The organism is Flavobacterium sharifuzzamanii (assembly GCF_003254585.1).
GTDB lineage: Bacteria > Bacteroidota > Bacteroidia > Flavobacteriales > Flavobacteriaceae > Flavobacterium > Flavobacterium sharifuzzamanii.
The window spans coordinates 141503-167851 of the sequence record NZ_QJGZ01000033.1; the positions used below are offsets into that span (position 1 = coordinate 141503).

Consider the following 26349-nt stretch of genomic DNA (forward strand, 5'->3'; position numbering starts at 1 on the left):
AATGAAAACAATCAATATAAAAAGAGTTTACGATTCTAAAGAAAGTGACGGAACTTATCGCGTTTTGATAGATCGTTTATGGCCACGCGGAATAAAGAAAACGGATTTATCAATTGATGAATGGAACAAAGAGATTGCGCCTTCGCCTAAATTGAGAATATGGTTTGATCACAAAAAGGAACGTTTTGAAGATTTTTCTAAATTATATATCGAAGAACTAAAGCTAAAAAAGGAAGAAGTAGAGCGTTTAAGAAATATTGCAACAAAACAGCCATTAACTTTACTGTTTGGAGCGAAAGATCTTGAAATAAATCATGCTGTTGTAGTAAAAGAATTTTTATTAAATAGGTAAAAAACCTTTTCTAAATGCTACTCGTTTTTCAAATCTTCCATGATGACTGATCGAAATATCCTGAAGTATATTGTCCATTTTTAAATATGGAATTCCGTTTTTGTCTTTTATAATTTCCGGATTTTCAACTTCGACTACATTATTTATATTTTCTAAATTATTTACAGCAATCGTATGAATGCTTTCTAAAGAAAATATACTTTTGGTATAATACGCGTTTTCATTGCAGATCACTTTTCCTAAAGAAAGATTAGAGCTTAAAAAATCTATGGAACAGCACAGCTTTTTGGGACTAAATTCCCGTATTTTGGTCTGTCGGTTATAAATTTTATAAGCTGCTTCTTTCATGCTCCATAAAAGCCAGACCATAATTTCAGGTTTTTCAGAGTCTTTTATATACTGCTGTTCTTCTTCGGTAAAAAGCTTTTCTATAAAACCTTTGCGCTGCCAACGGCTTTCTATGCGTGACTGCGCAAGATCTATTATATCATTGCCAATCATTTTTCGGCGAGTTTGGTTTCAATGATTTCAACAGCAGCTTTTACGTTGAGCATGCGTTCCATATCGGCATTGTCGATCACGACATCAAAGTTTTCTTCAATGTCCAATACAATATCAACTAGATTTGCCGAATTGATATTTAGATCTTTAATAAAATCGGTTTCTTCTGTTAGATTGTCAAAAGCTTCTGTGTTAGTTGCAAAAGGCTTGATAATTACTTTTAATTCCTTGATAAGTTCAGTTCTATCCATCTTAGTTTTCAAATTTTTTAAATAATATACATGCATTTACATCGCCAAAACCAAAACTGGCCTTTGCAATTATTTTTGGGTTGAATTTAATAGTTTTTAAAAGCACTTTTGAAGGATCAATTAATGCTGCGATTTCTGGGTGAAGGTCAGAACAGTTTATATTTCCAAATAGAAATTCTTCTTGAAGCTGTAATACTGCAGCAACACTTTCGACACTTCCAGAAGCACTTAAGCAATGTCCCGTAAGACTTTTAAGAGAATTAATATATGGAAAATCAACACCGTTTCGACCCAATGCTTTTGTCCAGTTTTCAATTTCAAGACTATCTTTTGTTGTGGCTGTCAAATGACCATTTATAGCATCAATTTCATTTGCGCTGATTCCTGCATTTTCGATGGCCGTTTTAATGCATCTTTGCACGGCTGTACTATTAGGAGCCGTCATAGTTCCGCCGTCTCTTTGTCCGCCAGAATTGATATTTCCGCCTAATATTTCAGCATAAATTACCGCCCCACGTTTTAGAGCTGTTTCAAGATCTTCAATGACAAAAGCACCGGCTCCGCTTCCAGGAACAAATCCTGCTGCCGAAGCGCTCATTGGTCTTGAACCTTCTTCGGGTTTGTCATTAAATTTGGATGAGCAGACACGAAGTGCATCAAAACCTCCCCAAATATATGGGCCGCTATCAGATGTGCTTCCTGCTAGAATTCGTTTTGCTTGTCCAGATTGTATTCGGTCATACGCCATTAATATAGCTTCGGCACCAGTTGTACAAGCTGATGAATTGGTAGTAACCTGATTTCCTAGTCCGATTTTACCGCCAAGATACGCGCTGACACCGCTATTCATGGTTTGCGCCACAACAGTGCTTCCGAGTTTACGAATTTGAAGTTCATCAATTTTATAAATGCTTTCGCGAAATTTGTCAATTCCAGAAGTTCCAGCTCCAAAAATGGCACCGCTGTCCCAATCTGGATTTTCATTTAATGGCAATCCTGCATTATTCCAAGCTTCTATTCCTGCAATAACGCCATATAAAATTCCCGTGCTGTTAAGTCCGCGAAGTTCAAGTTCTGTAAAATACTGCGCTTTCAACTCTTCAGAAATTTGAGGCTGACCCGCAATCTGACAAGAAAATTGCAGTTCTTCTAACTGAGCATCATGCCGAATACCTGAAATACTATTTTGCAGCGCATGAGTAAATGCAGGAATGCCAACGCCATTTGGTGCGGCAACTCCAAGACCTGTTATAACAACTCGTTTTTTCATAATCTTTTTGTTATCATTCCAGCTAGAACACCTCGACAGACTTCTTGTCCAGCTTCATTTTTCATTACGGCATTACATTTTAATTTTCCAAAACGAAAGAATAATTTCTCAGAAGTAACCGTTACTTTTTCATTTGGATAAACAGGTTTCAAAAACTCCATATCGGCAGATGTAAAAGCGATTACGGTGTTTTCTCCCAAATCATTTCCTAAAAGAAATATTCCCAAACAAACCATTCCAATTTGAGCCATCGTTTCAGTTAGAATTACGCCAGGAGTTACAGGATTGTTTTTAAAATGTCCTCTGTAAAAGTCAAGATTTTCTCGAAAAGTATATGTTCCCGTCACACCGTTTTCATCAGCATGAAGCAATTCATCAACAAACAAAAAAGGTTCGCTGTAGGGAAGTTGTGCTATTATCTCATTTAATTCCATAAACTTTCAAATTACCATTGCAATAAAACTCTTTGTGCCGAGAATCCTGGGCCAAAACTCAGCATTAAACCTTTTTCTCCTTTTTTCGGATTTCGGTTCATAATATTTTCTAAAACATACAAAACGGTTGCGCTCGACATATTCCCGTATTCCCTAAGAACTTCTTTTGTATCATCAATATTCTTTTCCAGTCCAGCAAAAAGTGACTCGACAGTTGTCACAATTTTTTTTCCTCCCGGATGAAATATCATGTGGTCAATATCTTTAATTTCGAGATTATTCTGTTTAAGAAACGGATGAATAATATCGCCAAAATGAGAAGCAATTGTGTCTGGAACTTCAATATCGAGAACCATTTGCAGTCCGCCGTTAGTGAGTTTAAAACCCATCATGTGCTCGGCGTCATAAAAATGATACATCTGTTCGTCTAGAATTTCGGGACCAGAATCTTCTTCTTTGGAAGATAATAAACAGCAGGCAGCACCATCTCCAAAAATGGCAGCACTAACAATATTGGGCATCGAAAAATCATCGAGCTGAAAAGTTGCAGTTGGAGATTCAACCGCAATTACAGCCGCACGCTTGCCCAGATTTGATTTCAGGAAATTCTTTGCATAAATAATTCCAGATATTCCGGCCGCACAGCCCATTTCGGTTACAGGAAGACGAACAATATCTTGTCTTAATTTCATTTTATTAATAAGGTAAGCGTCAAGCGAAGGAATCATAATTCCGGTACAGCTTACGGTAATAATGTAATCTAAACTCTGCGGATCCCAGCCTGTTTTTTCTAACGCTTTCTCAAGAACCTGATGTCCTAAAACAATCATTTCACGGCTATAAATATCATTTTTTTCTTCAAATGAAGTGGCTGTAAAAACTTCCGAAGGCTGCATAATAGAATAGCGTTTGTCTACTGAAGCACCTTCAAATATTTTTTTCACTTTCTTGACAAAACGTTCTTCCTGACCTTCAAGCCATATATCGACAAACGGAAGAATTTCTTCTGTGGTACGTGAATATTGCGGAAGCTGTTTAACAGCTGTGATTATCTTGACACTCATATTTTTGTAATTATCCATTGGTAGCGAAAAGCCCATTTCCAGTTTATGGAGTAGTTTTTTAAGTTTAATTTTTGCGATAAACTTTCTAGTTCATTTTTCTTGAATCCTTTAAGAATAGAAATCAATCCGTCATTACGCGACATATTGTTGAGATTGAAAACGACGCCAATAAGTTCAAATAGTCGATAAGCCAATTTGCTTCTATGAAGATCGTTTACCACAATTCCTATCGAAGCATTTTTGTTTAAAGTATTCATTACATCTGCAATTTGGTTTATTGTAAAATGATGTAATGTGAGTGTACATAGTACAATATCATATTTTAACTGATGAAATTCTTCGCTAAAAATATCTATACAGAGGTACTCTATGTTTGGAAAATCTTTAGAAAGTCTTTTGGCATAATCGATTGTAAAAGCGTTGGCATCAATGCCTATTAGTTTAAAGCTGAGATTATTTTTTTCCCCATATTTGGCAAGCATTCTGAGCATATCTCCATTTCCGCAGCCAATATCGGCAATGGTAATTGTTTTAGAAATATCAGTCTTTTTAAAAAGCTCTTTTATGCCATGAAGCGTCAGTTTATTGCCGCCAAGCAATTGATTGATAGAAGCAATTTGATCTAAAGCGCCAATTACTTCTTCGCCTTCTAACGAAAAATCGTCCATGATTTCAATTTCTTCTGTTCTATATTTGGTGTTTACACTCATTTATTCAATTGTTATCGGACGGCCGTGCGTTTGTTTTACAATAATAGAAAGTAATGACGGAACCGAAGCTGCAATAGTGGTCATTATATGTGTGAAATTTTTGTATGTCAGCGCTTTGGCTAATATTCGTCCAAAGAATAATCTTTTGCTAAAATGCTTTTTCCATTCCTGAATATAATTTTTCTCCAATTCGTTTCTTGATTCTATCTTTCCGTAATAAAAATCCAATACTAATTCTGAAGCAATTTTGGCGCTGTGAATTGCCATTGCCATACCGTTGCCGCACATTGGGTGGATTAATCCTGCAGTATCACCAATCATTAAAATATGATTTTCTACAGGCTCTTTTCTGTCAAATGAAATCTGACTTATGGTTAAAGGTTTTTCAAATAGGGAAGTGCTATTTTCAAAAATAGCCTTTAATTTTTTGTTTTTATAAAGCACTGATTTTTGGTATTCTTCAATGTTTTTATATTTTTTAAAAGTTTCAAAATCGGCCAGATAGCAAATGTTTATAACATCGTTTTCGACTTTTGAAACGCCGCAATAACCGCCTTGAAAATTGTACAAAGCAACAAGACTTTCGTCAAAATTTCCATTGTAATGTCCTTTTACAGCTAGCCAAGGCGATTTCTTAGAAATAAAATCTCTTGACAAAACTTGGTCAATATTTGATCTTTTGCCATAAGCACCAAGAACTATTTTAGCTGAAAGAATTTCTTCAGAAGTTGTTATGGTAAAAATGTCATTTTCAAAAGAAATATTTGTAACTGTTTCTGTTATGATCGTACAGCCATTTTCTGCTGCTTTTTGAAATAGAAAATGATCTAACCCATATCGGCTTATTCCAAAACCTCCCAAAGGAAGTTTGGCTTTTGCTGTTTTACCATTTTGGGCTGTAAATTCAAAATTTGAAATACTTGTGGGATGCAATTGAGAAACATCTATATCAAGCCAAAATAAATAGGGAAGTATTTCATTTGAAATATATTCTCCGCAGACTTTATGTTTTGGAAACGTATTTTTTTCGATAAGAACTACCTTTAATCCTTTTTTGGATAAGTGTATAGCGCCAGCAAGACCAGCAAGACCGCCACCAATAATAAGCACATCAGGATTTGTTCTCATACTACCAATTTAGTCATAATTCTTACACGAACCTTACTTAATTCGATAAGAAATTAACAAAATTTCAACCTTTATCTTAAAAGAATAAAAAGTATTTTTCTAGAGTAGTATTGAGGAAGATTCATTTAAAAGATAATTTTTACTTTTGCCAAAAATAGCAGCATTCATAAATGACAATAGAAGATCTAGTAGGCACTTTTTCGGTTTCGGGAAGCAATCAGGACGAAAGCAATGAAATAACATACAAAGGTGTTTTGACTCTAACTTTAGATAAAAATAACAGAATTAAAGCAAATTGGCTTATCAATTCGCATCAGCAAAAAGGAACGGGTTTCTTTAAGGACAATATTTTGGTAATTAATTTCAATTATAAAGGCGACGACAATAAAACCTATAAAGGAGTTGCAGTTTATAGATGTATCACAAAAGATGTATTAGACGGATTCTGGTCTGAGAAACATGGAAATCCACTTTATCTTGGGAGCGAGCATTGCTTAAGAATGGAAACAACAGAACGATTAAATTAAGATAGAGAATATCTAATTTTAACACATAGAAACATAGTATTTAATTTCTAAAATAAAGAGTATAAAAAGAAACTAGTTTCTAGCACATAGATTCAAGTCGTACAGCTATGTGTATTAATGCAAGTGAAATGCCTTTATACACAATCTAAAACTATGTTTCTATGTGTTAAAAAAAATAAAACTGCGTAAATCAGTTAAGACTTACGCAGTTTTTTATATAAACTATTTAAAACTTATTGGTTAAGCTGGGTTTGACACAGTTCTATATTTTCTGTTGTAAAGAATAATAAAACCAATCCATATTGCTAATAAAACTGCAATTAAAATAAGTTCTGTCTCATGCAAACCATCGCGGAAGAAATTGTTTAATGAATGTACTCCTGCAACCGCTAGCAAAGAACCTGTAGAAGAATATACTTTTCCGATTCCCCAAGTTCCAAAGAAAATGATTCCAAGAAAAATCATGTTGCTTGGAGTGGTTTCCAGATTTAAATGCCAAGCAAACCAAAGAACTGCAATAATTACTATAGAGGTAAATTTAGGAAGTGATTTTAATTGCTCTTGTAAAAAGCCTCGCCATCCGATTTCTTCTAAAAGACCGTAAACTAAAACAGTAAACATCAATAAAATTGGGAATTTACCAATTGTAGCATAATAAACTCCAGCGATTAAAACTGCTGGAAGAATCCAATATATGGCAAAAGGAACAATTGCATTTTTGTATATTCCTTTTAAAGACATTGGATTGTGAAGTGAGAATATTTTTATCGCAGCCAAAGCTCCCAAAGCAGGACCAGCACCGCGCAGTAAAATCACTAAGTACGGATTTTCAATTCCAGATAATAAATTGGTTTTTACAGCTGCATATCTGCAGATTACAGCGATTACGTAAAAAACTATAATAGCTCCAAAGTTGATTTTATTTTTCATCGTTTTAAATTTGTTTGGTTTAGTGAAGCAAACTTAGCGAGGCAAAATGAAAATAAAATTGACTTTGGGTAAGAAATCATTTTTCCATAACTCTTTTTCGAATTCGGCTTAGACTTTCTGCCGTTAAACCAAGGTAAGAAGCGATGATTTTTAAAGGTGTTCTCTGAAAAATTTCCGGTCTTCCTTCTATAAGTTTTAAATAACGTTCTTGGGGCGAAAGCGTCAAAAGATTAATCTGTTCTTGCTGTTTGCGCACGTAGAGCATTTCAGAAATAGCTTTTCCGATTCGTAAACCAGTTTCTGATCTTTGATATAATTCATTTAAATCTTGATGAGAAATAGACCAAAGTACTATATCTTCTAAAGCTTCAGTTTTTATAACCGATGGTTGCTGATTTAAAAAAGACATATAGTCACTTATAAAACTATTTTCATACAATAAATTAATGCAAATATCTCTTTTGCCATCCCAAACAAACAATCCTGCCGATCCTTTAATGATGATATTAAGGTATTTCTCCACACCATGATAATCTTTTATAATTTCTGATTTTTCAAATTCACGGACTTTAATTTTCTCCGAAAACCCTTTCCAGATATTCATATCGGCAGTAAAATACTTTTCGAAAATTCTTTTTACATCTTCAGGAGAAGGGCTTTGTGGCATTTTATTAAATTATGAGTTTGAAATGCCAATTTAAGTTTAATCTTTCAAAATAAAAACAGCTGGGTTAACTCGAGGTATATATTTTTTTAACACATAGAAACATAGATTTTAAATTATTAATAAAGAAAGTAAAAGAGAAACTCGTTTCTCCACACATAGTCGCTATGCGAATTGAAACAAGTGAGACGCCTTTTTTAGCGTAAGAAATTCTATATTTCTATGTGTTTAATTTTAATTGAATAGATTATTTAAATTAAAGAATTTGGCTGTAGTTCATTGTCATATTTTTCAGGATCTGAAGCTGCATATTCATTTTCAGGTTCTGGAATTACATGAATTTTAGAATCGCTAATCGAAATTACAGCAGAACAGACATAAATGCCAATTTTCCCTTCGTTGTATTTAAAATCCAATAAAGTTAGTTTTACGATATCATTTATTGAGAGTTCGTAATAATTTCCGTAGCGGATAATCTTAAAAGAAATCTGTTTTTCTTCACTAATTTGAAACTGATTGGTTTGAATGTTTTCGAAGATGAAATTATTCTTGACATCTTTTTCATTAAATCCCCACGCTCTGAACTGTACGAAACCGTTCATAAAATCGATCGAAATATAGTATCCCGTTCCTTCTTTGTCACATTCGATCACAAAACCTGTTTTTCCCATTCCTTCCACAGATAATGTTCCTTCCCAGACAAAATCATTTGATGGTTTTTCGAAACCGTAAATTTCGTAACCGCTTCGGCATCCAAAACGCCATTTGCTTTCATTTTCTAAAACAAAATCGGCTGTTGGATTTCCTAAAATAGGTAAGGGAAGAGGAAGATCTTTTTGGAGTATGGTTTTCTGATAGAGTTTCTCCCAATAATAATAACTCTTCAATAAAAGACGTCCGTTTTTATCAACATCGAGTTCTTTTGGAGGTGGAATCACACGATGCGTATTGACATTTCCGTCTGCAAAATAGAAATTATAAACCAGAAAATGTTTACCATCTTTAACCACTCTTGCGGCATAGTTTCCTTGAGGCATTAGTACATTGTTATGAAATGCTGAATATTCTCCTCTAAACTCAGGTGAAGACCAATAACGAACTTTAATATCTTCCCTAATTGATCCCAAAAGATAATGTGTTCCTTTAATTTCAAAAACACACGGACATTCTACATCATCATAAACATACGGAATATGAAGCGGTTTCTGCAGCACATAACCTTCTTTTTCTCTTTTTGCCACACCAATACAGCCTCTTCGGTATGTTGGTCCAGAGGCGCTTCGGGCACAGATTAACAAATAATCTTCTCCTTTGTATTGGTATTTGAAAGGATCTCTAAAACTTATCCATTGTCGCGGATTGTTGTTTGGACCTTCATAATGTGGCGCTTCACTTTTAAAAGGAAGTCCGTATAGATTTTCCTTTTTCCAAGTGAGTAAATCGGAAGAAATTGCTCTTCCTACTTTTTGCTCGATTCCTTTATCCTGACGTTTAAGTCCTGTGTAATACATTTCATAACCTTCGCCATCCGATTTTTTGCTGATATGCATTGTCCATAACATATCATCATCCCATTCTCCGGGATCGCCTACAAATAAGGCATTTTTTACTCGTTTCCACGAAAGACCGTCTTTAGAAACGGCATGGGCAATATAATCGTGATTAGGAATGATTAAATGAAATAAATGATGAATTCCTTTTTCATCTATAAATACATCAACATCTCCAATTTCCCAATTGCTAAATCCTGAACCTGAATACATTTTATTATTTATTTTAAACTGTTAGTATATTTTTTATTTTTTTAAACACATAGAAACATAGCTTTTGTTTGAGAAAAAAATGATGTTTCACTTGCATTAACAAATATAGTTTTGTGAGTGTCAAACTTTGTCAAAGTACACATGAACTATGTGTTAGAAACTAGTTTCTTTCAATTACCTTTTTCAAGAAATAAAAAACTATGTTTCTATGTGTTTAATTTTTTTTGCTCAAAGATTTTTACTTAATGACTTTGTAATATTTCAAACCTTCCAAAATTCCTTCTGAAGCTGAAGCTTTGGCTACATAAATGCTTTTTGTTGTTTCGTAATCAGCCAATTCTGCGCTTCGGTTTCCAACGATAATTCCTTTTACTGGACCTATAAACATATCGACATCATTTCCAGAATCTCCTGCCGCAATTACATTGCTTAACGGAATAGACCATTTTCGGCATAAAAACTTAATCGCATTTCCTTTAGAAGCCCTTTTTGGAATAAAGTCTAAAAATTGTCCATGACTCGGAATAATATTGACTTTGTACCAGCCTGTTCCTAAAACCGCAATTAATTCATCATGATTGTAGTTTTCTTTTTCATAGTAATAAGAGATTTTATACGGATTCTGCGCTTCTTCTTCCTGAAGTTTAATCCATTTAATGGCTTTTAGTTTATTGACAATTTCTTCTCTTTTCCATCTTCCAGAAAGGAATTTTGCCCAACCTTTATCTAGAATATAATCTTTTCCGTTGGTGTAATAAATTTCAGTTCCGACAGAACAAATGATAAAGTCGGGTAGGGGAAATTCTTCTTCGTCGATAACTTTTTTTACCAAAGCCAGATTTCGTCCAGAAGCCATTGCAAATGCCATTTTATCGGTCCGATTGATTAAATGTGTTTTTAGTTCTTTTAAACCTGGATTTGCGAGTTTGGGTTCAATCAATGTTCCGTCAATATCAGAAACCAATAAATGATCAATTTTTCTTTTTAATCTCTCGATGTTGATATTGGGATAATGCTGTTTTTTAATTCCTGCTCCAGATGAAAGGGAAAGATTTTCTTTAACCAATTCGACATAATGGTTTACGTGGCTAATCCAGCTATAGTATTTCTGGATATTGATGGCTCCATTATTCGAATAGTATTTCCATTTATTTTCATCGGTTAAAATATTTCTGAGCGCCTTTTTAATTTGGCTTTCTTCTTGCGGATTTACTAATTCTCCATTTTGGCAAACAGGAATAATTTCTGAAGGGCCGCCGTTTTTTGTCACCACAACAGGAAGTCCTGAACTAGCTGATTCGATAACGGTCAAGCCGAAGTTTTCATGCAGAGCTAGATTCACAAAAACACCTCTTTTTTCTGCTGCATAGCGATATATAATAGAAACTTCGTTTTCTACATCATGCTTTTTTGGGATAGCCATTTTTCCATACAAATCATATTTGTCCATTAAAAGAAGCAAATCTGTTAGAACGTTTTTTTCAGATTCGGGCATTTTGGCAATGTCTTTTCGGATACCAGCAAAAATGACCAGATTGGCAATACTTTGCAGTTCTTTGTCTTTTCCATAAACCTCAATCAAAGTGTTCAAGTTTTTATGTCGGTCAGGTCTAGAAAGTGCCAGAATAATAGGCTTGTGAGGATTAGTAAGAAATTTAGAAATACTTTCTTGAACCCAATATTTTCGCTGCATTTCTTCCATGTTTTTCTCAGAATCATTTTCCTGATAGTAATAAGGAACAAATTTTCTGGTGTCAATTCCAGGAGAAATAGCGTGGTATTTTCCTAATTCGAAGTTTTTGTATACTTTATAGGTTTCAATTTCCTGTTCGGTCGAGGTGACTATAAATTCTGCAAGTTCTAAGGTTCTCTCTTCTGCAGAAATTCTAGCTTTAAATTTAAATTTTTTCTCAAGTTCTTCTTCAGTTTCTCCACTTTCTATTAGTTTTTTCTTTTTATAAAATCCTAATGAATGTCCTGTATGAGCAAAAGGAATATTTAAAACGGCTGATAATTCGGCGGCGGCGTAACCAGCATCTGCATAATGGGAATGAATCCAATCTGGAAAAATATTATGTTGTTTAATGTGCTGCATCGCGCCATTTACAAAAAGATCAAGCCCTTCCCAAAGCTGTTCTTTTGCTTTGTATTTTTTTCCCAGAAACGGAATTCGCCTTATATCCAATTTATCATTGATAATTTCCACAGGTACCGCGTATTCAGGCGAAAGAGCAGGATCATCGATTAATCTGGTAAAAAGATGAACGTGTTCTACATCTTCATGCTGCGATAAAAATTCGGCTAATTCGTATATGTATTTGGTCTGGCCTCCGTTGTCTGCATCTCGTCCAATCTCTAGACCAGAACCTTTTAAAAGTCCGTGAATATTGATAAGTGAAATTCGTAGTTTTTTCATCATTCTTCCTTAAATTATTTGAAATCACAAGTTACTGCGCCCATATTGATTAGGAAGAAATAATTACATTTTAAATTTACATAGTTCCCATGTTTGAAAAGTGATTTTGATGTTTTAACTATAAAAGAGCCTGTGTCAAAAGGACAGCGTTTTTGCTGGACGTATTTTTTGTAAAATTTATTTTACCAGTAAAACCCCAGAGGGGTAAAATATTTATAGATTTACAATGTAGAATAAAAGAAGCTCCGGAGGAGCGACATATTTTTTTCTATTCTTAATATATGTCGCTCCTCCGGAGCTTTATGTTGTAAACATTTATCCCTTGCTATAAATATTTCGCTTCTCTGAAGCTTACGAGAAAAGATTTATCCTTTTATACAGCTTACTTTTATTTTCTTTTAATTTTTATTAATTAAATTCTCAATATCAAATATTGAAATTTTAGGATTTCCGCCAGCCGATCCAGCAACCAGAGCTCCAGTTGCACAGGCAAAATTTAGAGCAGCTTGAGGTTCTTTTCCGTTTAAAAGCGAAGTGACCAATGCGCCTAAGAAAGAATCTCCAGCGCCAACAGTATCTTCAACTTTTACGGTATAGCCTTCATTTTCATAAAGATGTTTATCCCACAATAATAAAGCGCCATCTTTTCCTCTTGTAACGCAAATTGCTGTGGCATTGCTCAAAGAGCAGATAAAATTCATGTTTTCTTCTAAGGTTTTGTAAGGAGAATCAAAAGCGGCGCTGATTTCCATAATCTCTTCATCATTAAATTTGATGAAATTAGCAGACTGCATCAAGTGTTGCAGAGTTTCATAATCGTAATGTGGTTTTCGAAGATTAACATCAAAAACTTTATAAGTATGCGTATGAAGCAATTCTTCTAGTGCTTCTCGTGAAACTTGGTCTCTACAAACCAAGCTTCCATAAATTAGAACATCTGAATTTACTACTAATTCTCTCGCTTCTTCGTTAAGTATAATTTTATCCCAAGCCGAAGGATAAAGAATTTCATAAGTAGCCGATTTGCTTTTGTCTAATGTAACATTTACCAATCCTGTAGGGAAATAATCAGATTTTAGAATAGTATTGGTATCCAAGCCCAATTTATGGACTTCATTTATAATAGCTTCTCCATCTGCATCATTTCCTACACAGCTAATCATATTTGAATCAACGCCAAGGGCTTTCATGCGAAGCGCTACATTTAAAGGTGCGCCTCCAATTTTTTTTTCATTACCAAAAATATCCCAAAGTACTTCTCCGAAAGCGACAGCTTTTAGTTTTTTGTCGTTGCTCATTTTAGTTTTTCTTGTTTTTAAAACATTAAATCAGATGATCAGCGTTTCATCAGATTTTATAAAATTAAAAAAGAATAACGGCTTGTGCAACCTGTTTTTTGTGTAAAAAGTATTGATTAACTTATAAATAACTGAAAATTAACGCATAAAAAAGTAAACAGAAACTCATTTTTTAATATCACATTCGAGTAAATTATAAAAGGAATTCTCTTCTATTTTCTGCCTTAAGCTTTTAATGGAAATTTAGATTTAAGGTTTTTAATTATTTTTTAAGAAAGTTTTAATCTTTTGCTAAGATTTCAGTTCTCGTTTATATATTTGTAACCAGTCTAAATAAGGATAAATTATAAATTTTATATGAAAACAACTTTCAAAACACTTAAAAACAATGTTTTATGTCAAGTGTTTACAGCCTTTTTGATTCTTTTCTTTTGCTCAGAAACGGCTTTTTCTCAATCAACTGTTGGAACAATTTCTGGTAAGGCGATTGTTAAAGACGGAAATTATTTACAAGGCGCAACAGTTAAAATTTCAGAATTAAATAAAACTACAACTACAGATTCTGATGGTACATATCAATTAAAAAATATTCCATTTGGAACTTATTTGGTTGAAATAAAATTAAACGGTTATGAATCTTCTCCAGCTTCAGTGATTGTGGATCAGAATAATACTGAAGTAGCACTTGATTTTGAACTGACTTACACTTCTCAAAAACTAGAAGAGGTAATTGTAAGTTCTGGTGGAAATAGATTTGCTAGAAAGGAAAGTGAAGAGGTTTCTAAAATGAAATTGAAAAACATGGAAAATCCGCAGGTTTATACTATTGTAAGCAAGGAATTGATGAAAGAACAAGTTATAACAGATTATAACAGCGCTTTTAAAAACGTTCCTGGAGCTGGTATTGCCGAAGTGAGAAATCAAGGAAGAACAACCAATATTTCTAGAGGTTTTGCGACACCACAATTGGTAAGAAATGGTGTTGGAAGTTTTACATATAACTCAATAGACCCATCAAACTTAGAGCGTATTGAGGTAATCAAAGGACCATCGGCAACTTTATTTGGAAGTACTATTTCTTCTTTTGGAGGATTATTTAACAGAGTAACCAAAAAGCCTTTTAATTTCTTTAAGGGAGAAGTTTCTTTTTCAGCGGGCGATTGGGATTTGAATCGTTTAACGGCTGATATTAACACACCTTTGAATGAAGACAAAACAGCTCTTTTCAGAATCAATACGGCATTGCATAGCGAAAGAAGTTTTCAGGATGCTGGATTCAACAAAAGCTTTTTTATCGCACCAAGTTTTTCTTATGAAGTAAACGAAAGATTGACATTATTGATTGATGCTGAATTTAGCGCTTCAAAAGGGACTTCACCAACGCGATTAACTCCCTACACAAAAGCTGACGCTAAAGCGCATAGCATTGAAGAATTAGGAATTCCGTACAATCTTTCTTTTGCTAATAATACAGTAAATTACACAGGTCAGCAATACAATATTTTTGCACAATTGAAATATAAAATTTCTGATGAATGGACTTCGCAAACTATCGTTTCGCGTACAAGATCATCATCTGAAGGCTATGTTGTGGCTTTGACCATGTTAAGTAATGAAACATTGAGACAGCAAGTTACCAATCAAGATTATCCTTATTACGGAACCGATATTCAGCAGAACTTCAACGGAGATTTTAAAATCGGAAAATTACGTAATAGAGTAGTGGCAGGATTAGATTTTTACAGCCTTCGCGCAACTCGTAATGATGCAACGGTAAATATGCCAGCGCTTAATTTTAGAAAACCTGGTGATGCTTATAACAATTTTACTCTAAATAAAATTGAGCCTTTATTTCAAAATGCTACTTATACCAACATGGTGTCAAACAACGAAAGAACTTATAGTGCTTACGTGTCTGATGTATTGAATGTTACCGATAGATTATTGGTAATGGGAGGTGTTAGAGCAGATCGTTATATCAATAAAGGTGTATATTATCCAAGCCGTGATTCTATTGCAGGAAATTACAATCAGACGGCATTTTCTCCTAGATTTGGAGCAGTTTATCAAGTGGTAAAAGAGAAAGTTTCTGTCTTCGGAAATTACATGAATGGTTTCAATAATGTTGGCGGATCAGATTTTTACGGAAATACTTTCAAGCCAAATCAGGCAAATCAATTAGAAGGTGGAGTAAAACTTGACTTTAATAAAATTAGCGCGACTTTCAGTTATTATGATATAAAAGTGACGAATGTTACGCGTGACGATCCAGACCACGTAAACTTTCAGATTCAAGACGGAACGCAATTGAGTAAAGGTTTTGAAGCAGAATTGATTGCAAATCCGATTAAAGGTTTGAATATCGTTGCCGGTTACACGTATAACGATAGTAAATATACAAAAGCAAATCCGAGCATTAATGGTTTAAGACCTACAACTGCAGGTTCGCCAACAACTGCCAATCTTTGGGCAAGTTACAGATTGACTGAAGGCGCGGCTTCTGGTCTTGGATTTGGTTTTGGAGGAATTTATGGAAGCGAATATTATCAAACGAATACTTCTACATTTAAATTCAGTATTCCTTCTTATACCGTTTTAGACGCTTCTGTTTTTTATGACAGACCAAAATTCAGATTAGGTTTAAAAGTTGACAATCTTACCAACGAAAAATATTGGTCATATCGTTTAGCTGCTCAAAACCCAACGAGAGTTACAGGAAATATTACGTTTAAATTCTAACAATTACAATTCGTCATTTAAAATGATATTTCTACATTTGGATTTTATTGCAAATTATGACCAAAGGTTTTAAAAATACTATCAGACAAATTCATTTGTGGCTCGGTTTAGCATCGGGCCTCATTGTTTTTATAGTAAGCATCACAGGTTTTCTTTATGTTTTTGAAGAAGAAATACGTGATTTTGCCAACAAAGAATATCTGCATGTTCCCGTTCAGGAAAAGCCATTTATAGGTTTAAAAACGATAATTGAAAACTATGAACGCCTAGAACCTAAACAGAAGATTACGGCTTTAAAAATAGAAAAAGAAGAACCCAATGCGACCGTTCAAATTTCTACCAAAAAGAAAAAAACGTATTATTTTAATCCGTACGATGGGACTCTAATAAACCAACAAGGAGCAGATTGGCTGAATACGGTTTTGGAGATACATCGAACTTTATTATTGGGAGAAGTTGGCGAATTTATACAAGGCTGGTCGGTTGTGATTTTTATCGTTATGCTCATAACGGGATTAATTTTATGGTTTCCAAAACAGAGACGCCAGCTCAAGCAATCCTTAAAGATAAAATGGAGCGGTTCGTCTAAAAGAATCAATTTTGATCTTCATCAGGTTTTAGGATTTTATGCTTCTATTTTTCTGCTTTTAATTGCCTTTTCTGGAACGTATTTTAAATATGATGCAGTAAAAAAAGGAGTTAGTTTGGTAACGGGAAGCAAGCTCAGAAAGGGAGACGAATTGGTTTCTAATGCTAAAATAGATTCGACTACAATTCCGGTTCGATATAATAACATTTACGAAAGTTCAAATGCGAAATATCCAGGCGCAACTTCGGTTTCGTTTTCAATTAGAAAAACAGGAGAACTGCGATTAAGAATGACGTATCCAAATGATTGGGCAAGAAATCAAAATACGCTTTTCTTTGATGGAAAAACAGGGCAGATGCTTAGAACGAAATTGTACAAAGACAATAATGTTGCAGATGTCTATGAAGCAAGCAATCACGATCTGCATACAGGAGTTTTCTTTGGACTTGCAGGAAAAATAATCTGGAGTCTGGTCAGTTTGATTGGAGCTTCTTTGCCTATAACTGGATTTATAATTTGGTGGAAGAAAGGGAAGAAGTCTAAGAAGAAAAAGGTTAAGGCATAATATTATTTCAAATAAAAAAAGCGCAAAATGTATCTGATTTTGCGCTTTTCTTATTCTTAATATAGTTGGTTGCTTGTTCCGTAGGAACATTTCATTGGTAGAAATTATGTAGTTGCCATTGTTTTACGTTCCGTAGGAACGTCTGATTTTCGGGTATGATTTTCAATAATAATGGATATCAAACGTTCCTACGGAACGTGAATGTGGGGCTTTGTATTTTTTTCTACCGACGAAACATTCCTACGGAATGATAACTTTGCCTTGTTAAGGCATCGAATTAATTAACCATGCGCTTCAACAGAAACATCATTCCATTTCTCCCAGCTTTCCAATCTTTGATCGTAGCTTTGTTTTACAAACGGAAATGCCACTTTTCCAAGTAATAAACGTAGAGGCGGATTTTCATTTTCAACCAATTTTACCACTATTGGGGCAGTCGCTTCAACTTTTCCAAAAATGTTTTCTCTCTCAGCTAGAGCTTTTTTGATTTCGTCATAATATGGCAAACTTTCGCTGGTAATTCCTGTATGCCAGATATTAGACTCATATCCGTTTGGTTCCAATAAAGTAACATTGATTCCAAATTGTTTTACTTCAGATGCCAATGTTTCGCTTAAACCTTCAACAGCAAATTTAGAAGCGCTGTAAAGTCCCATTCCCGTTGGTAAAGTTGCTAATCCTAAAATAGAAGAAACTTGAATAATATGACCGCTTTTTTGCTCTCTCATTATTGGAATAACAGCTTGTGTTAACCATAATGTTCCGAAGAAATTAGTTTCAAATTGTTCTCTTGCTTCTTGTTCGCTTGCTTCCTCCACTGCACCTGTAAGAGCATAACCGGCATTGTTGATTAACACATCAATTGTTCCAAAATGCTGTTTTGTTTTCTGAACTACTTCTAGAGATTCTTGACGGTTATTTACATCCAATTTTAAAGGTAAAATTGCGCTTCCGTATTTTTCTTTTAAATCGTTTAATGTTTCTAGATTTCTTGCTGTTGCAGCAACGTTGTATCCTTTAGCTAAGAAGGCTTCTGTCCAAGCTCTTCCAAATCCTTTTGAAGCTCCTGTAATTAAAATTGTTTTTGACATGGTAATTGTTTTTTATAATTAATTAAAAATTTATTTATGACCAATCAGTCATTTTTATGGTAAAAAAAATTATATCAATTTTTCAGATATAATTTTTTTTAGCGTTTTCTCTATTGTTTTCATATTATCATTATTGCCAGACACTCGAGACATTAAATGTCCTCCTTCAAGCATGGCAAAAAGTGTAATAGCAAATTCTGATGCATTCCAATCAGAATCAAATTCTTTATCGGCAATTCCTTTTTCTATAATCGAAGTTAAAAGTACTTGTCCGCGTTTGATGGCAGCGTTTACTTTTTCTTTCACAATAGGATTTGTATCGTCAGCTTCAGTTCCAAAGTTTAGCAAAGGACATCCTCCAATAACGGGCGGATTTATCGGATTGCTGAAAAAATCGATATAAGCAAAAAGCTGCTCTTTGGCACTTTTTCCTTCTCTAAGTGCATTTTCAAGTTTAGAACTTAATATTTTCATATTATGATCTACAGCAGCGCAGGCCAAAACATCTTTGTTTTCAAAATGCACATACATACTTCCTTTAGACAATTTAGTTGCCTCCATAATATCGCTCATAGAAGTTGCTGCAATTCCTTTTGTGTTAAAAATAGGAGCGGCTTTTTCTATAATAAACTGTCTGGTTTCTTCACCTTTTGTCATGATAGATTGTATTTAGCGATGCAAATATATGACCGATTGGTCGTAAAAACAAATAAATAATGATTTTTTTATGTATTTGATTGTTTTTTAAAGAGATAAAAACAGCTTATAATGTGTTTGAATTTTAGGGATTGCAACTATTTATTCTATTTAAAAAGAATAAGCTTTTAAGAAGCTTTTTATTTTAGATTATATTTGCTTGAGGAAGTATAAAGTAAAATATATTTACAAATGATTAATTGTAAACAAAAGCGCAATAGAAGAGTGAAAGAGATTTATAAGATAGCGAAATGTTTATTAGTAACATTTTTTATTATTTCTTGTAATAATAAAAAAGAAGGGAATTCTAATGAAGGTTTTAAAGAGAATTTATATAAAAATAAAATTTTGTTTTCCAGTTTCCCTGATACTGTAAAGGTAAATAAAGTGATTGATGGTAACCTTCAATACGATGTGAGTAATTTCGATTCTAATATAACAAGCAATAGATTCTTGGAGCTATTATTATCAACTAGTATAAATAAAGAGCTAGCCAATTATAATGAAATTCAAAAAAATGTTTTGTTATCGTATGTCGATTCATTAAACACGGGCAAATTCAAATTTAAAGCCGTTTTTGAAAAAAAAGGCAAACAAATGCTAAATATAGCTATACGAGATTATAAATTTTTAAAACCAAGTAAAAATACGTCTCCTGATAAAATGGTATTGAGAACTAGTGACTGTTTGTTTTCTAAAGAAGTGTATGTAATTGAGTAGAAGATTAATTTCTTATGTAAAGATTATTTAGAGAAAAATATACTATTAAAGATTCACTTAATAAAACTGCGCAAATCTCTCGAGATGCGCAATTTATTTTTTAATTCACTCGATTCCTTTCCTCTTCATTTCCAAAGTTTCGTTCTTTAGATTTCACACTTTGGTTCCCGAATTTATAACTCAAAGCAATTCTAAAAGCTCTAGAATCATTGTAGTTTTTCATTGTGTTTTTAATTCCGTTTGAATAATAAGAAATTAAAGGTTTTTGTGCGTTCAATAAATCTTCTCCAGTTAAAGTAATCGAAAGATTCTTTTTTAAAGCTAGAAATTTCACCGAAACATCTAAAATATTCAAAGTAGAGATATTAAAAACTTGATAGCGTCCTGGCAATTGCAAACCATAATTTAAACCAAGAAAAAGAGTTTTCGATTGATTTACTGTAAAATCGTTATTGCTGTAAATATAACCGTTGTAACCATCTACAGACGCAATTAAATTGGTTCTTGATTTTACATTTTGGTAGTTTAAATTGAATCCCATAAAGCTGTTCCACCAAGCATATTTATTGAAATTGTAGTACGTCGAAAGTCCGATTTGATAAGTGTCAGCATAGTTGATAGGCGTGCTTTTCGTGATATTTGTTTCAGGATCAATAATGGCTAATTGTTGCCCGAAATTTGAAACTTGAGAAAAGTAGATTGTATTTACCCATTTTTGATTTCGGATATAAGAAAACTCTAAATTGTCAATAATAGAAGGCTTCAAAAACGGATTTCCTTCAGAATAATAAAACGGACTCGTTCTAATCACAAATGGATTCAGATAATCAAAATCAGGTCGGCGGATTCTTCGGCTGTAATTTAAAGAATACGAGTTGTTATCGTTTGCATTGTAGGTAACATAAGCCGTTGGAAACAATTTAATATAATTGTTTTTGTTAGTTTGGTTTAGATTTTCAGAATAGCCTTCTGTTTGTGTTGCTTCGGTTCTTAAACCAATTTGCGTTTCCCATTTTTCGCTTAATTTTTTGTTTGCAGAAAAATAGATTGCTTCATTGTATTCTTTGTATGTGAATATATTAGAATAATTGGTGTCTAGAATGGGAGTTCCAGTTTCGTTATCAAAAACGGCCAGATTGTTTTTGGTGTTGGTATAAAATCCTTTTCCTCCAAAGTTTATATTTGCCCAAGAATAAGGAAAGGAAAAGTCAATTTTTGCGGAATAATTTTTCAATCGATTCAAGTTAGAATTGATTGCTGCGAAATAAGTTCCCGGAATATTCTCTTTTTGATTATCCATTTCATTACCCGAAAACGCACGAGAATCGTCTTTTTGATAGTTGAAATAATCTAAATCAACTGTAATGTTTTTGCCTTCATTATTTAAATTGAAAACATTATTCCAGTTAACCGAATTCATTTGCGGTTTGTTCTGTGCATTTACATCAGATAATACATAAGAATTAATTTCTCCAGCAGTATTGTAACGAGTTGTGAGCGGATTATTTACTGAAGTTCTGTCATTAAAACTTCCTAGATATTTTACTCCAGAAGTCCAATTTTCAGTCAGTTTATAATCAGCACCAAAACCAATGCTTAATAAATCTGTTTTTGATTTGGTTGTAATATCTTGTTTCCAAAGTTCATTTGGATAATAAATTCTATTATCAGAATTGGTGAGAAACTGATCTGTTCCTTTATTAATAGAAGCCTGAAGTGACAATTTATTGTAATTGTAGATAAATAATCCGTTTATATTTCCGTTTGCATAACTTCTTTGCACATAAGTGCTTCCAAGATTTGCAGTCCACGAATTTACTTTGGCTGTTTTCAATTTAATATTAATTAGTCCGCTGTTTCCTTCTGCTTCATATTTTGCTGGAGGTGTTGTAATTACTTCGATACTTTTAATATTATCTGCAGGAATCGATCTTAAAAATGCAGACAAATCTTCTTGAGTCATTTTGTTCAAACGATCATCAATCATAACCAGAACTTCTCCTTTTCCAACAATAGAAATGGTTTCATTTTGAACTCTCACTGTTGGGGTAGATTTTAAGGCGTCCAAAGCTGTTCCGCCAGTTGCAACAACAGAATTTTCGACATTAAAAACCAGTCGATCGACTTTTTGTTCTACCAGTTTTTTTCTTGATTTTATAGTTACACCGTCAAGCTGAATTTGTTCTTTTACTTCTATTTCTCCCAAATCAAGATCTTGATTTACGATTATTTCTTTGGTACTGAATTCGGTTCCAAATTGTTCTATAATTAACTTATAGTTCCCTTTTTCAGGATTTAAAGTGAAATTACCTAAACTATCAGTTGAAGATTGTTGATGTAATGTTTTGTCGGTTTTTAATAAAGTTGCTGTTGCAAATTCTAAAGGTGTTTTGTTTTGATTTATAATTTTTCCTTTTAAAGAAAATTGCTGGGCAAACGCGTTAATTTGAAATAGAAATACAATTGATACTAAAATGATTCTGTTCATGGTTTTGAATTTTATTACAGGACAAAACTGTTAGAATTAAAACCTAAAAACCACTTTTATCGACAAACCCCTTCGATTAATCTGCAAACCCGTTAAAATGCTTTTTACTGAATGTATATCTTTGTTTTAAAAATATACCGAATGTATAAAGGAACCATTACCAAAAGGCTCGAATGTCTAATTCATATTATTTATTGGCTTTTAATTTCATATTTCACTTTCGTGAAAAATCCGATTGGAGCACGATTTTCTGTACCCGATCTATTTCTTTGCACTTATTTTATTGTTTTCATTATTACTTTCTATTTTCATTATTTGATTGTAATGAAAGTCGTTTTCAAAGTTTTTAACTGGAAAAGACTTTTTGCGGGAGCTTTTGTTTCGTATCTCGTTTTTACTTTTCTAAGGTTTGTTTTAGAGCAGATCATAACCAAACTTTTGTTTGATAGAGTAAATTATACCAACGTTAATTTTCTGAGTTATATGCTCGACAATCTGCATTACAGCAGTATGGCAATTATCTTGAGTTCTTTTCTTTGGTTTGTGATTTATTCGATTCGTCTTTTAGAATATAACAAGGTTATTTTAGAAGAAAATAAGAATACCGAAATCAAATTTTTGAAAGCACAGATTAATCCACACTTTGTATTTAATACTTTAAATAACATTTACTCAATGGTTTATTTTCAGTCAGATAAGTCATTGACTGCAATTGATAAATTGAGCCAGATTATGCGATTTACGACTTACGAATCGCAGAAAGAAAAGATCAAACTTTCAGATGAAGTTGATTATATAAAAGCGTATATTGAACTCGAACAATTGCGTCATCAAGACAATGTTCGAGTTGATTTTAATGTGGAAATTGAAAATCAGTTCGAAGAAATTCCGCCATACATTTTGTCTCCTTTGGTAGAAAATGCTTTAAAACATGGAGAAGTTTCAGACTCAGAGCCCATAGAAATTCAACTAAAAGTTTCTTCTGAAAAATTGATTTTTAAAGTGAAGAATAAAATCGGAACGCAGAAAAAAGATAGTTTGGGCGGAATTGGTTTAGATAATTTGCAAAAGCGTTTACAGATTCATTATCCAGAAAAGCACCAAATTAAAATCACCAAACAAGAAAACCATTTTACAGCCGAACTTGAAATAGATTTAAAATGAATAAAAAAATAAACTGTATTATTCTAGACGACGAACCTTTTGCTGTAAAATTAATTGCCGATTATGCTTCTAAAATTTCAAGGTTAAATGTTTTGTATGCAGACAGCGATGTTTTTAAAGCAATTGAAGTTTTAAATTCAGAATCGGTCGATTTGATTTTTATTGATATTCAAATGCCGCAATTAACAGGAATTGAATTGATGCAGATGTTCAATCAGAAATATAATTTTATCATTACATCAGCTTATCCGCAATATGCCCTAGAAGCTTTTCAGTTTCATGTGATTGATTATTTGTTGAAACCCATTACGTTTAATCGATTCTATCAAAGTGTCGAGAAATTTATTCGTTGGCAAGAAACTTTTCAAGTTCCAGAAAAAACAGGAGATGATTATCTATTCGTAAAAGCGGACCGTAAGCATTATAAAATTGCTCTAAATGATATTTTATATATTGAAGGATTACGGGATTATATTCGTATTCATACCAATGATGAAAAAATCATGGCTTTAGAAAACATGAAAGATATTTTAGAAAAACTTCCATCAAATCAATTTATTAGAATTCATCGTTCTTATATTATTCCAAAAGATAAAATTAAAGTAATTGATGGAAATCAGATTGTAATGAAAAGCGGAAATGCTTTGCCAATAGGAGAGACGTATAGGAAGTTGGTGAGTGAGTGGTTGGTGTAAGTTTAGAATGTTTTATAAATAGAAAGTTAAAATAAATAGAAAGAGATGAAAAAATTTGAACTGTATTGGAGAGATCTTAATATCGGATCGATTGTAAAAACGTATTTTGATATGAGAGATTTTGGAATAATCACCTATAAGTTCAATTATTTAGCTGAGCTTCCTGAAAATAAACATCTTGCAGATTTTATTAAACATTCTATATTGGAAAGTATTCTTATAGAAGAAGGAGATGAGGAAGCTAATGATAAGATGGCTGAAATAGCAGAAAGAGAATTTCTTGATTTAATTAATACTACAGATTGGTACCTTATCAATGAGAAAGGAGAGAAAAAAATAATTCTTTGTCCGATGTTTCATGAGGATGATGGCATAACTTGGATGACAGATCCTAAGTATTTTTAGTTTACTATCGCTCGCTCCAGTGGATATAGTTGTAATTTATTGTTTACAAGTGTTTTAAGTGTGAAGTATTCTTTTTTTGATTAAATTTATCTAAAAAAAATGTAATATGGTTACAGCTATACTTAGAGAACATCCTGAACTGGCACTTTTTTTATGCTTGTCTCTTGGATTCTTAATCGGACGCATTAAAATTGGGACATTTAAAATTGGGGTAGTATTAGGGACTTTATTTGCTGGAGTGCTAATTGGCCAGTTGGATATTAAAATTCCTGGTATTGTAAAAACTATTTTTTTTGATTTTTTTCTGTTTTCAACTGGATATAAAGTTGGGCCCCAGTTTTTTCAAGGATTTAAAAAGAATGCATTTCCGCAATTACTGCTTACTTTGGTAATTTGTTTATCATGCCTATTGGTGGCATATTCTGTCTCTACTTTTTTAGGTTATGATATAGGAACCGCTGCTGGATTATTAGCAGGGGCTTTTTCTGAATCAACTGTGATTGGTACGGCATCAGATGCTATCAGTCATTTAAATCTTGGCGAAGCAGAAAAAATGAGATTAATCAATAATATTCCGGTGGCTTATTCTGTGACTTATTTAGTAGGAGCAGCATCTTTTGTTTTTTTCCTGACTGGAATTGCACCAAAATTACTTGGTATTAATTTAGTTGAAGAAAGTAATAAACTGGCAGAAACCATTTCGGGAGAAACTGAATATGGCCCAGGAATGAAAAGCGCCTATCAGAGATGGATTATTCGGGCGTATAGAATAACCAATGAGAAGTGGACAGGAATCAGTATAAGCGAGTTTGAAAGATTAATATCTAACAAAAATATTGTCATTCAGAGGATACGCCATAAAAATCAATTGCTAGACCCGAAACCTGATACAATAATTCACAAAGATGATGTACTGGTTATTATGGCACAGCACGGAATCATTTTAGACAGTCTCTTTTCTATTGGACCAGAAGTTCTGGATGAAGAATTGTTGAATTTCCCGCTAGCACATTTGGATGTTACGATCACCAATAAAGCAATTGAAGGAATGACAGTAAAGTCTCTTCGAAAAAGCAGTTTCTATCATGGACTAATGCTAAATAAAATAACGAGAGAAAATCATGAGATACCACTCGAGTCGAGGACCGTTTTAAATAGAGGTGATATTTTGAATCTTTCAGGCCGACCTGCGAAACTGGAAGAAGCAGCAAAAGAAATAGGTTATCTGGATCGTTTAACTCCGGAGACAGATATCATTTTTGTTGGTTTAGGTATTGTTCTTGGAGGACTTTTAGGTTTGCTTTCTGTAACATTATTTGGAGTTTCGGTAACTTTAACAACAAGTGGTGGCGCATTGGTAATGGGATTAGTTTTTGGCTGGTTGCATTCGAGAACTCCAGTTTTTGGCAGAATTCCAGAGCCTGCCTTGTGGATATTTGACAACGTTGGTCTTGCAGCGTTTATCGGACTTGTTGGTCTAGCTGCTGGCCCAAGTTTTATCTCAGGTCTTAAAGAAACCGGTTTTGGTATTTTGCTTGCCGGTGTAGCTGTTGCTATAATCCCGCATATCATCGGACTGTATTTTGGAAGATATGTATTAAAAATAAACCCTCTCATCTTACTTGGAGCACAAACAGGTGCAGGAACCTCAACAATTGGATTAAAAGCAGTTCAAGATGCTTCAGCGAGTAAGTTTCCAGTTTTAGGCTACACTATTCCGTACGCATTAGCTAATATATTATTGACTGCTTTTGGACCAATACTTGTGGGCATGATGTCTTAATAGCACCAAATCTAATGTAGCATTCTTGCATTTAAAATTTATCTTAAACAGCCTTCGGGCTGTTTTTTTTATGATTTATAGTGATCTTTTTTGGAGCTGGACTTAA

Annotated in this window: 24 protein-coding genes; 9 read left to right on the forward strand and 15 right to left on the reverse strand. The window is 33.4% G+C overall.

Going from position 1 to position 26349, the window contains the following annotated elements; translation table 11 throughout:
- Nucleotide 1: 1 nt before the first annotated feature.
- Complete coding sequence (locus DMA14_RS03740) at nucleotides 2–352, forward strand: DUF488 domain-containing protein (RefSeq protein ID WP_111423248.1); 351 nt, start codon at nucleotides 2–4, stop codon at nucleotides 350–352.
- On the opposite strand, the gene DMA14_RS03745 is transcribed toward DMA14_RS03740, so the two are convergent.
- From DMA14_RS03745 to DMA14_RS03775, 7 genes are read right to left on the reverse strand one after another with little or no spacing between them, the layout of a single operon-like run.
- Nucleotides 341–853, reverse strand: coding sequence for a 4'-phosphopantetheinyl transferase superfamily protein (locus DMA14_RS03745; protein WP_111423250.1), 513 nt, complete (start codon nucleotides 851–853; stop codon nucleotides 341–343). The two genes, DMA14_RS03740 and DMA14_RS03745, sit on opposite strands and share 12 nt — an antisense overlap.
- Nucleotides 850–1104, reverse strand: coding sequence for an acyl carrier protein (locus DMA14_RS03750; RefSeq protein WP_111376621.1), 255 nt, complete (start codon nucleotides 1102–1104; stop codon nucleotides 850–852). The genes DMA14_RS03745 and DMA14_RS03750 overlap by 4 nt, the downstream gene beginning before the upstream one ends.
- A 1-nt stretch (nucleotide 1105) precedes the next feature.
- Nucleotides 1106–2374, reverse strand: coding sequence for a beta-ketoacyl-[acyl-carrier-protein] synthase family protein (locus DMA14_RS03755; protein ID WP_111423252.1), 1269 nt, complete (start codon nucleotides 2372–2374; stop codon nucleotides 1106–1108).
- Nucleotides 2371–2808, reverse strand: coding sequence for a 3-hydroxyacyl-ACP dehydratase FabZ family protein (locus DMA14_RS03760; RefSeq protein WP_111423253.1), 438 nt, complete (start codon nucleotides 2806–2808; stop codon nucleotides 2371–2373). The genes DMA14_RS03755 and DMA14_RS03760 overlap by 4 nt, the downstream gene beginning before the upstream one ends.
- A gap of 11 nt (nucleotides 2809–2819) precedes the next feature.
- Nucleotides 2820–3872, reverse strand: coding sequence for a type III polyketide synthase (locus DMA14_RS03765; RefSeq protein ID WP_111423344.1), 1053 nt, complete (start codon nucleotides 3870–3872; stop codon nucleotides 2820–2822).
- Nucleotides 3869–4582 (reverse strand): methyltransferase domain-containing protein, encoded by a 714-nt coding sequence (locus DMA14_RS03770; protein ID WP_111423255.1) that lies wholly within the window; start codon nucleotides 4580–4582, stop codon nucleotides 3869–3871. The genes DMA14_RS03765 and DMA14_RS03770 overlap by 4 nt, the downstream gene beginning before the upstream one ends.
- Nucleotides 4583–5710: an NAD(P)/FAD-dependent oxidoreductase gene (locus tag DMA14_RS03775; protein ID WP_111423263.1), complete on the reverse strand. Its 1128-nt coding sequence runs from the start codon at nucleotides 5708–5710 to the stop codon at nucleotides 4583–4585.
- Between the two features lie 170 nt (nucleotides 5711–5880).
- Between DMA14_RS03775 and DMA14_RS03780 the strand changes: the two genes are divergently transcribed.
- The gene (locus DMA14_RS03780) at nucleotides 5881–6237 is read left to right on the forward strand and encodes a hypothetical protein (protein WP_111423265.1); all 357 of its coding nucleotides are present in this window, start codon (nucleotides 5881–5883) and stop codon (nucleotides 6235–6237) included.
- A 240-nt stretch (nucleotides 6238–6477) separates the two neighbouring features.
- Here DMA14_RS03780 and DMA14_RS03785 read toward each other — a convergent pair whose 3' ends face one another.
- The 5 genes from DMA14_RS03785 to DMA14_RS03805 form a co-directional block, all read right to left on the reverse strand.
- Complete coding sequence (locus tag DMA14_RS03785; RefSeq protein ID WP_111423267.1) at nucleotides 6478–7167, reverse strand: CPBP family intramembrane glutamic endopeptidase; 690 nt, start codon at nucleotides 7165–7167, stop codon at nucleotides 6478–6480.
- A gap of 76 nt (nucleotides 7168–7243) precedes the next feature.
- Entirely contained in the window at nucleotides 7244–7834 is a 591-nt protein-coding gene (locus DMA14_RS03790) for a Crp/Fnr family transcriptional regulator (RefSeq protein WP_111423268.1), read from the reverse strand.
- 248 nt (nucleotides 7835–8082) lie between these two features.
- Nucleotides 8083–9594 carry a glycoside hydrolase family protein gene (locus tag DMA14_RS03795; protein ID WP_111423270.1) on the reverse strand — a complete coding sequence of 504 codons (1512 nt, stop codon included), beginning with the start codon at nucleotides 9592–9594 and terminating at the stop codon, nucleotides 8083–8085.
- 238 nt (nucleotides 9595–9832) lie between these two features.
- Nucleotides 9833–12013, reverse strand: coding sequence for an HAD-IIB family hydrolase (locus tag DMA14_RS03800; protein WP_111423272.1), 2181 nt, complete (start codon nucleotides 12011–12013; stop codon nucleotides 9833–9835).
- A gap of 395 nt (nucleotides 12014–12408) precedes the next feature.
- The gene (locus DMA14_RS03805; RefSeq protein WP_111423273.1) at nucleotides 12409–13308 is read right to left on the reverse strand and encodes a carbohydrate kinase family protein; all 900 of its coding nucleotides are present in this window, start codon (nucleotides 13306–13308) and stop codon (nucleotides 12409–12411) included.
- Nucleotides 13309–13665: 357 nt separating this feature from the next.
- Between DMA14_RS03805 and DMA14_RS03810 the strand changes: the two genes are divergently transcribed.
- Both DMA14_RS03810 and DMA14_RS03815 read left to right on the forward strand, forming a co-directional pair.
- The gene (locus DMA14_RS03810) at nucleotides 13666–16047 is read left to right on the forward strand and encodes a TonB-dependent receptor (protein WP_111423275.1); all 2382 of its coding nucleotides are present in this window, start codon (nucleotides 13666–13668) and stop codon (nucleotides 16045–16047) included.
- A gap of 56 nt (nucleotides 16048–16103) precedes the next feature.
- Nucleotides 16104–17201, forward strand: a complete 1098-nt coding sequence (locus tag DMA14_RS03815) for a PepSY-associated TM helix domain-containing protein (RefSeq protein WP_238989912.1) — start codon at nucleotides 16104–16106, stop codon at nucleotides 17199–17201.
- 281 nt (nucleotides 17202–17482) lie between these two features.
- Here the strand turns inward: DMA14_RS03815 and DMA14_RS03820 are convergent, their stop codons facing one another.
- On the reverse strand, nucleotides 17483–18292 hold the full coding sequence (locus tag DMA14_RS03820) for an SDR family NAD(P)-dependent oxidoreductase (RefSeq protein ID WP_111423277.1): 810 nt from the start codon (nucleotides 18290–18292) through the stop codon (nucleotides 17483–17485).
- 69 nt (nucleotides 18293–18361) lie between these two features.
- Nucleotides 18362–18949, reverse strand: a complete 588-nt coding sequence (locus tag DMA14_RS03825) for a TetR/AcrR family transcriptional regulator (RefSeq protein WP_111423278.1) — start codon at nucleotides 18947–18949, stop codon at nucleotides 18362–18364.
- Nucleotides 18950–19180: 231 nt separating this feature from the next.
- Here DMA14_RS03825 and DMA14_RS03830 point away from each other — a divergent pair, with 231 nt between their 5' ends.
- Complete coding sequence (locus DMA14_RS03830; RefSeq protein WP_111423280.1) at nucleotides 19181–19708, forward strand: hypothetical protein; 528 nt, start codon at nucleotides 19181–19183, stop codon at nucleotides 19706–19708.
- Nucleotides 19709–19808: 100 nt separating this feature from the next.
- Here DMA14_RS03830 and DMA14_RS03835 read toward each other — a convergent pair whose 3' ends face one another.
- The gene (locus DMA14_RS03835; RefSeq protein ID WP_111423282.1) at nucleotides 19809–22196 is read right to left on the reverse strand and encodes an outer membrane beta-barrel family protein; all 2388 of its coding nucleotides are present in this window, start codon (nucleotides 22194–22196) and stop codon (nucleotides 19809–19811) included.
- A gap of 141 nt (nucleotides 22197–22337) precedes the next feature.
- On the opposite strand from DMA14_RS03835, the gene DMA14_RS03840 reads away from it, so the two are divergent.
- The 4 genes from DMA14_RS03840 to aspT all read left to right on the forward strand — a co-directional run bounded on the left by DMA14_RS03840 (nucleotide 22338) and on the right by aspT (nucleotide 26243).
- Entirely contained in the window at nucleotides 22338–23360 is a 1023-nt protein-coding gene (locus DMA14_RS03840; protein ID WP_111423347.1) for a sensor histidine kinase, read from the forward strand.
- Nucleotides 23357–24055 carry a LytR/AlgR family response regulator transcription factor gene (locus tag DMA14_RS03845; RefSeq protein WP_111376601.1) on the forward strand — a complete coding sequence of 233 codons (699 nt, stop codon included), beginning with the start codon at nucleotides 23357–23359 and terminating at the stop codon, nucleotides 24053–24055. Before DMA14_RS03840 ends, DMA14_RS03845 begins: the two co-directional genes overlap by 4 nt.
- Nucleotides 24056–24100: 45 nt before the next feature.
- Nucleotides 24101–24460 (forward strand): hypothetical protein, encoded by a 360-nt coding sequence (locus DMA14_RS03850; RefSeq protein WP_111423284.1) that lies wholly within the window; start codon nucleotides 24101–24103, stop codon nucleotides 24458–24460.
- A gap of 106 nt (nucleotides 24461–24566) precedes the next feature.
- Nucleotides 24567–26243, forward strand: coding sequence for an aspartate-alanine antiporter (aspT, locus tag DMA14_RS03855; RefSeq protein WP_111423285.1), 1677 nt, complete (start codon nucleotides 24567–24569; stop codon nucleotides 26241–26243).
- Nucleotides 26244–26349: the final 106 nt, after the last annotated feature.

What these genes read in the sequence shown, in the direction of transcription:
- DMA14_RS03750 (WP_111376621.1), bottom strand. Translation starts at nt 1,104, where the DNA reads ATGGATAGAACTGAACTTATCAAGGAATTAAAAGTAATTATCAAGCCT.
- DMA14_RS03745 (WP_111423250.1), bottom strand. Translation starts at nt 853, where the DNA reads ATGATTGGCAATGATATAATAGATCTTGCGCAGTCACGCATAGAAAGC.
- DMA14_RS03845 (WP_111376601.1), top strand. Translation starts at nt 23,357, where the DNA reads ATGAATAAAAAAATAAACTGTATTATTCTAGACGACGAACCTTTTGCT.
- DMA14_RS03755 (WP_111423252.1), bottom strand. Translation starts at nt 2,374, where the DNA reads ATGAAAAAACGAGTTGTTATAACAGGTCTTGGAGTTGCCGCACCAAAT.
- DMA14_RS03820 (WP_111423277.1), bottom strand. Translation starts at nt 18,292, where the DNA reads ATGTCAAAAACAATTTTAATTACAGGAGCTTCAAAAGGATTTGGAAGA.
- aspT (WP_111423285.1), top strand. Translation starts at nt 24,567, where the DNA reads ATGGTTACAGCTATACTTAGAGAACATCCTGAACTGGCACTTTTTTTA.
- DMA14_RS03830 (WP_111423280.1), top strand. Translation starts at nt 19,181, where the DNA reads ATGATTAATTGTAAACAAAAGCGCAATAGAAGAGTGAAAGAGATTTAT.
- DMA14_RS03815 (WP_238989912.1), top strand. Translation starts at nt 16,104, where the DNA reads ATGACCAAAGGTTTTAAAAATACTATCAGACAAATTCATTTGTGGCTC.
- DMA14_RS03780 (WP_111423265.1), top strand. Translation starts at nt 5,881, where the DNA reads ATGACAATAGAAGATCTAGTAGGCACTTTTTCGGTTTCGGGAAGCAAT.
- DMA14_RS03760 (WP_111423253.1), bottom strand. Translation starts at nt 2,808, where the DNA reads ATGGAATTAAATGAGATAATAGCACAACTTCCCTACAGCGAACCTTTT.
- DMA14_RS03740 (WP_111423248.1), top strand. Translation starts at nt 2, where the DNA reads ATGAAAACAATCAATATAAAAAGAGTTTACGATTCTAAAGAAAGTGAC.
- DMA14_RS03835 (WP_111423282.1), bottom strand. Translation starts at nt 22,196, where the DNA reads ATGAACAGAATCATTTTAGTATCAATTGTATTTCTATTTCAAATTAAC.
- DMA14_RS03825 (WP_111423278.1), bottom strand. Translation starts at nt 18,949, where the DNA reads ATGACAAAAGGTGAAGAAACCAGACAGTTTATTATAGAAAAAGCCGCT.
- DMA14_RS03785 (WP_111423267.1), bottom strand. Translation starts at nt 7,167, where the DNA reads ATGAAAAATAAAATCAACTTTGGAGCTATTATAGTTTTTTACGTAATC.
- DMA14_RS03775 (WP_111423263.1), bottom strand. Translation starts at nt 5,710, where the DNA reads ATGAGAACAAATCCTGATGTGCTTATTATTGGTGGCGGTCTTGCTGGT.
- DMA14_RS03800 (WP_111423272.1), bottom strand. Translation starts at nt 12,013, where the DNA reads ATGATGAAAAAACTACGAATTTCACTTATCAATATTCACGGACTTTTA.
- DMA14_RS03770 (WP_111423255.1), bottom strand. Translation starts at nt 4,582, where the DNA reads ATGAGTGTAAACACCAAATATAGAACAGAAGAAATTGAAATCATGGAC.
- DMA14_RS03765 (WP_111423344.1), bottom strand. Translation starts at nt 3,872, where the DNA reads ATGAGTGTCAAGATAATCACAGCTGTTAAACAGCTTCCGCAATATTCA.
- DMA14_RS03810 (WP_111423275.1), top strand. Translation starts at nt 13,666, where the DNA reads ATGAAAACAACTTTCAAAACACTTAAAAACAATGTTTTATGTCAAGTG.
- DMA14_RS03805 (WP_111423273.1), bottom strand. Translation starts at nt 13,308, where the DNA reads ATGAGCAACGACAAAAAACTAAAAGCTGTCGCTTTCGGAGAAGTACTT.
- DMA14_RS03840 (WP_111423347.1), top strand. Translation starts at nt 22,338, where the DNA reads ATGTATAAAGGAACCATTACCAAAAGGCTCGAATGTCTAATTCATATT.
- DMA14_RS03795 (WP_111423270.1), bottom strand. Translation starts at nt 9,594, where the DNA reads ATGTATTCAGGTTCAGGATTTAGCAATTGGGAAATTGGAGATGTTGAT.
- DMA14_RS03790 (WP_111423268.1), bottom strand. Translation starts at nt 7,834, where the DNA reads ATGCCACAAAGCCCTTCTCCTGAAGATGTAAAAAGAATTTTCGAAAAG.
- DMA14_RS03850 (WP_111423284.1), top strand. Translation starts at nt 24,101, where the DNA reads ATGAAAAAATTTGAACTGTATTGGAGAGATCTTAATATCGGATCGATT.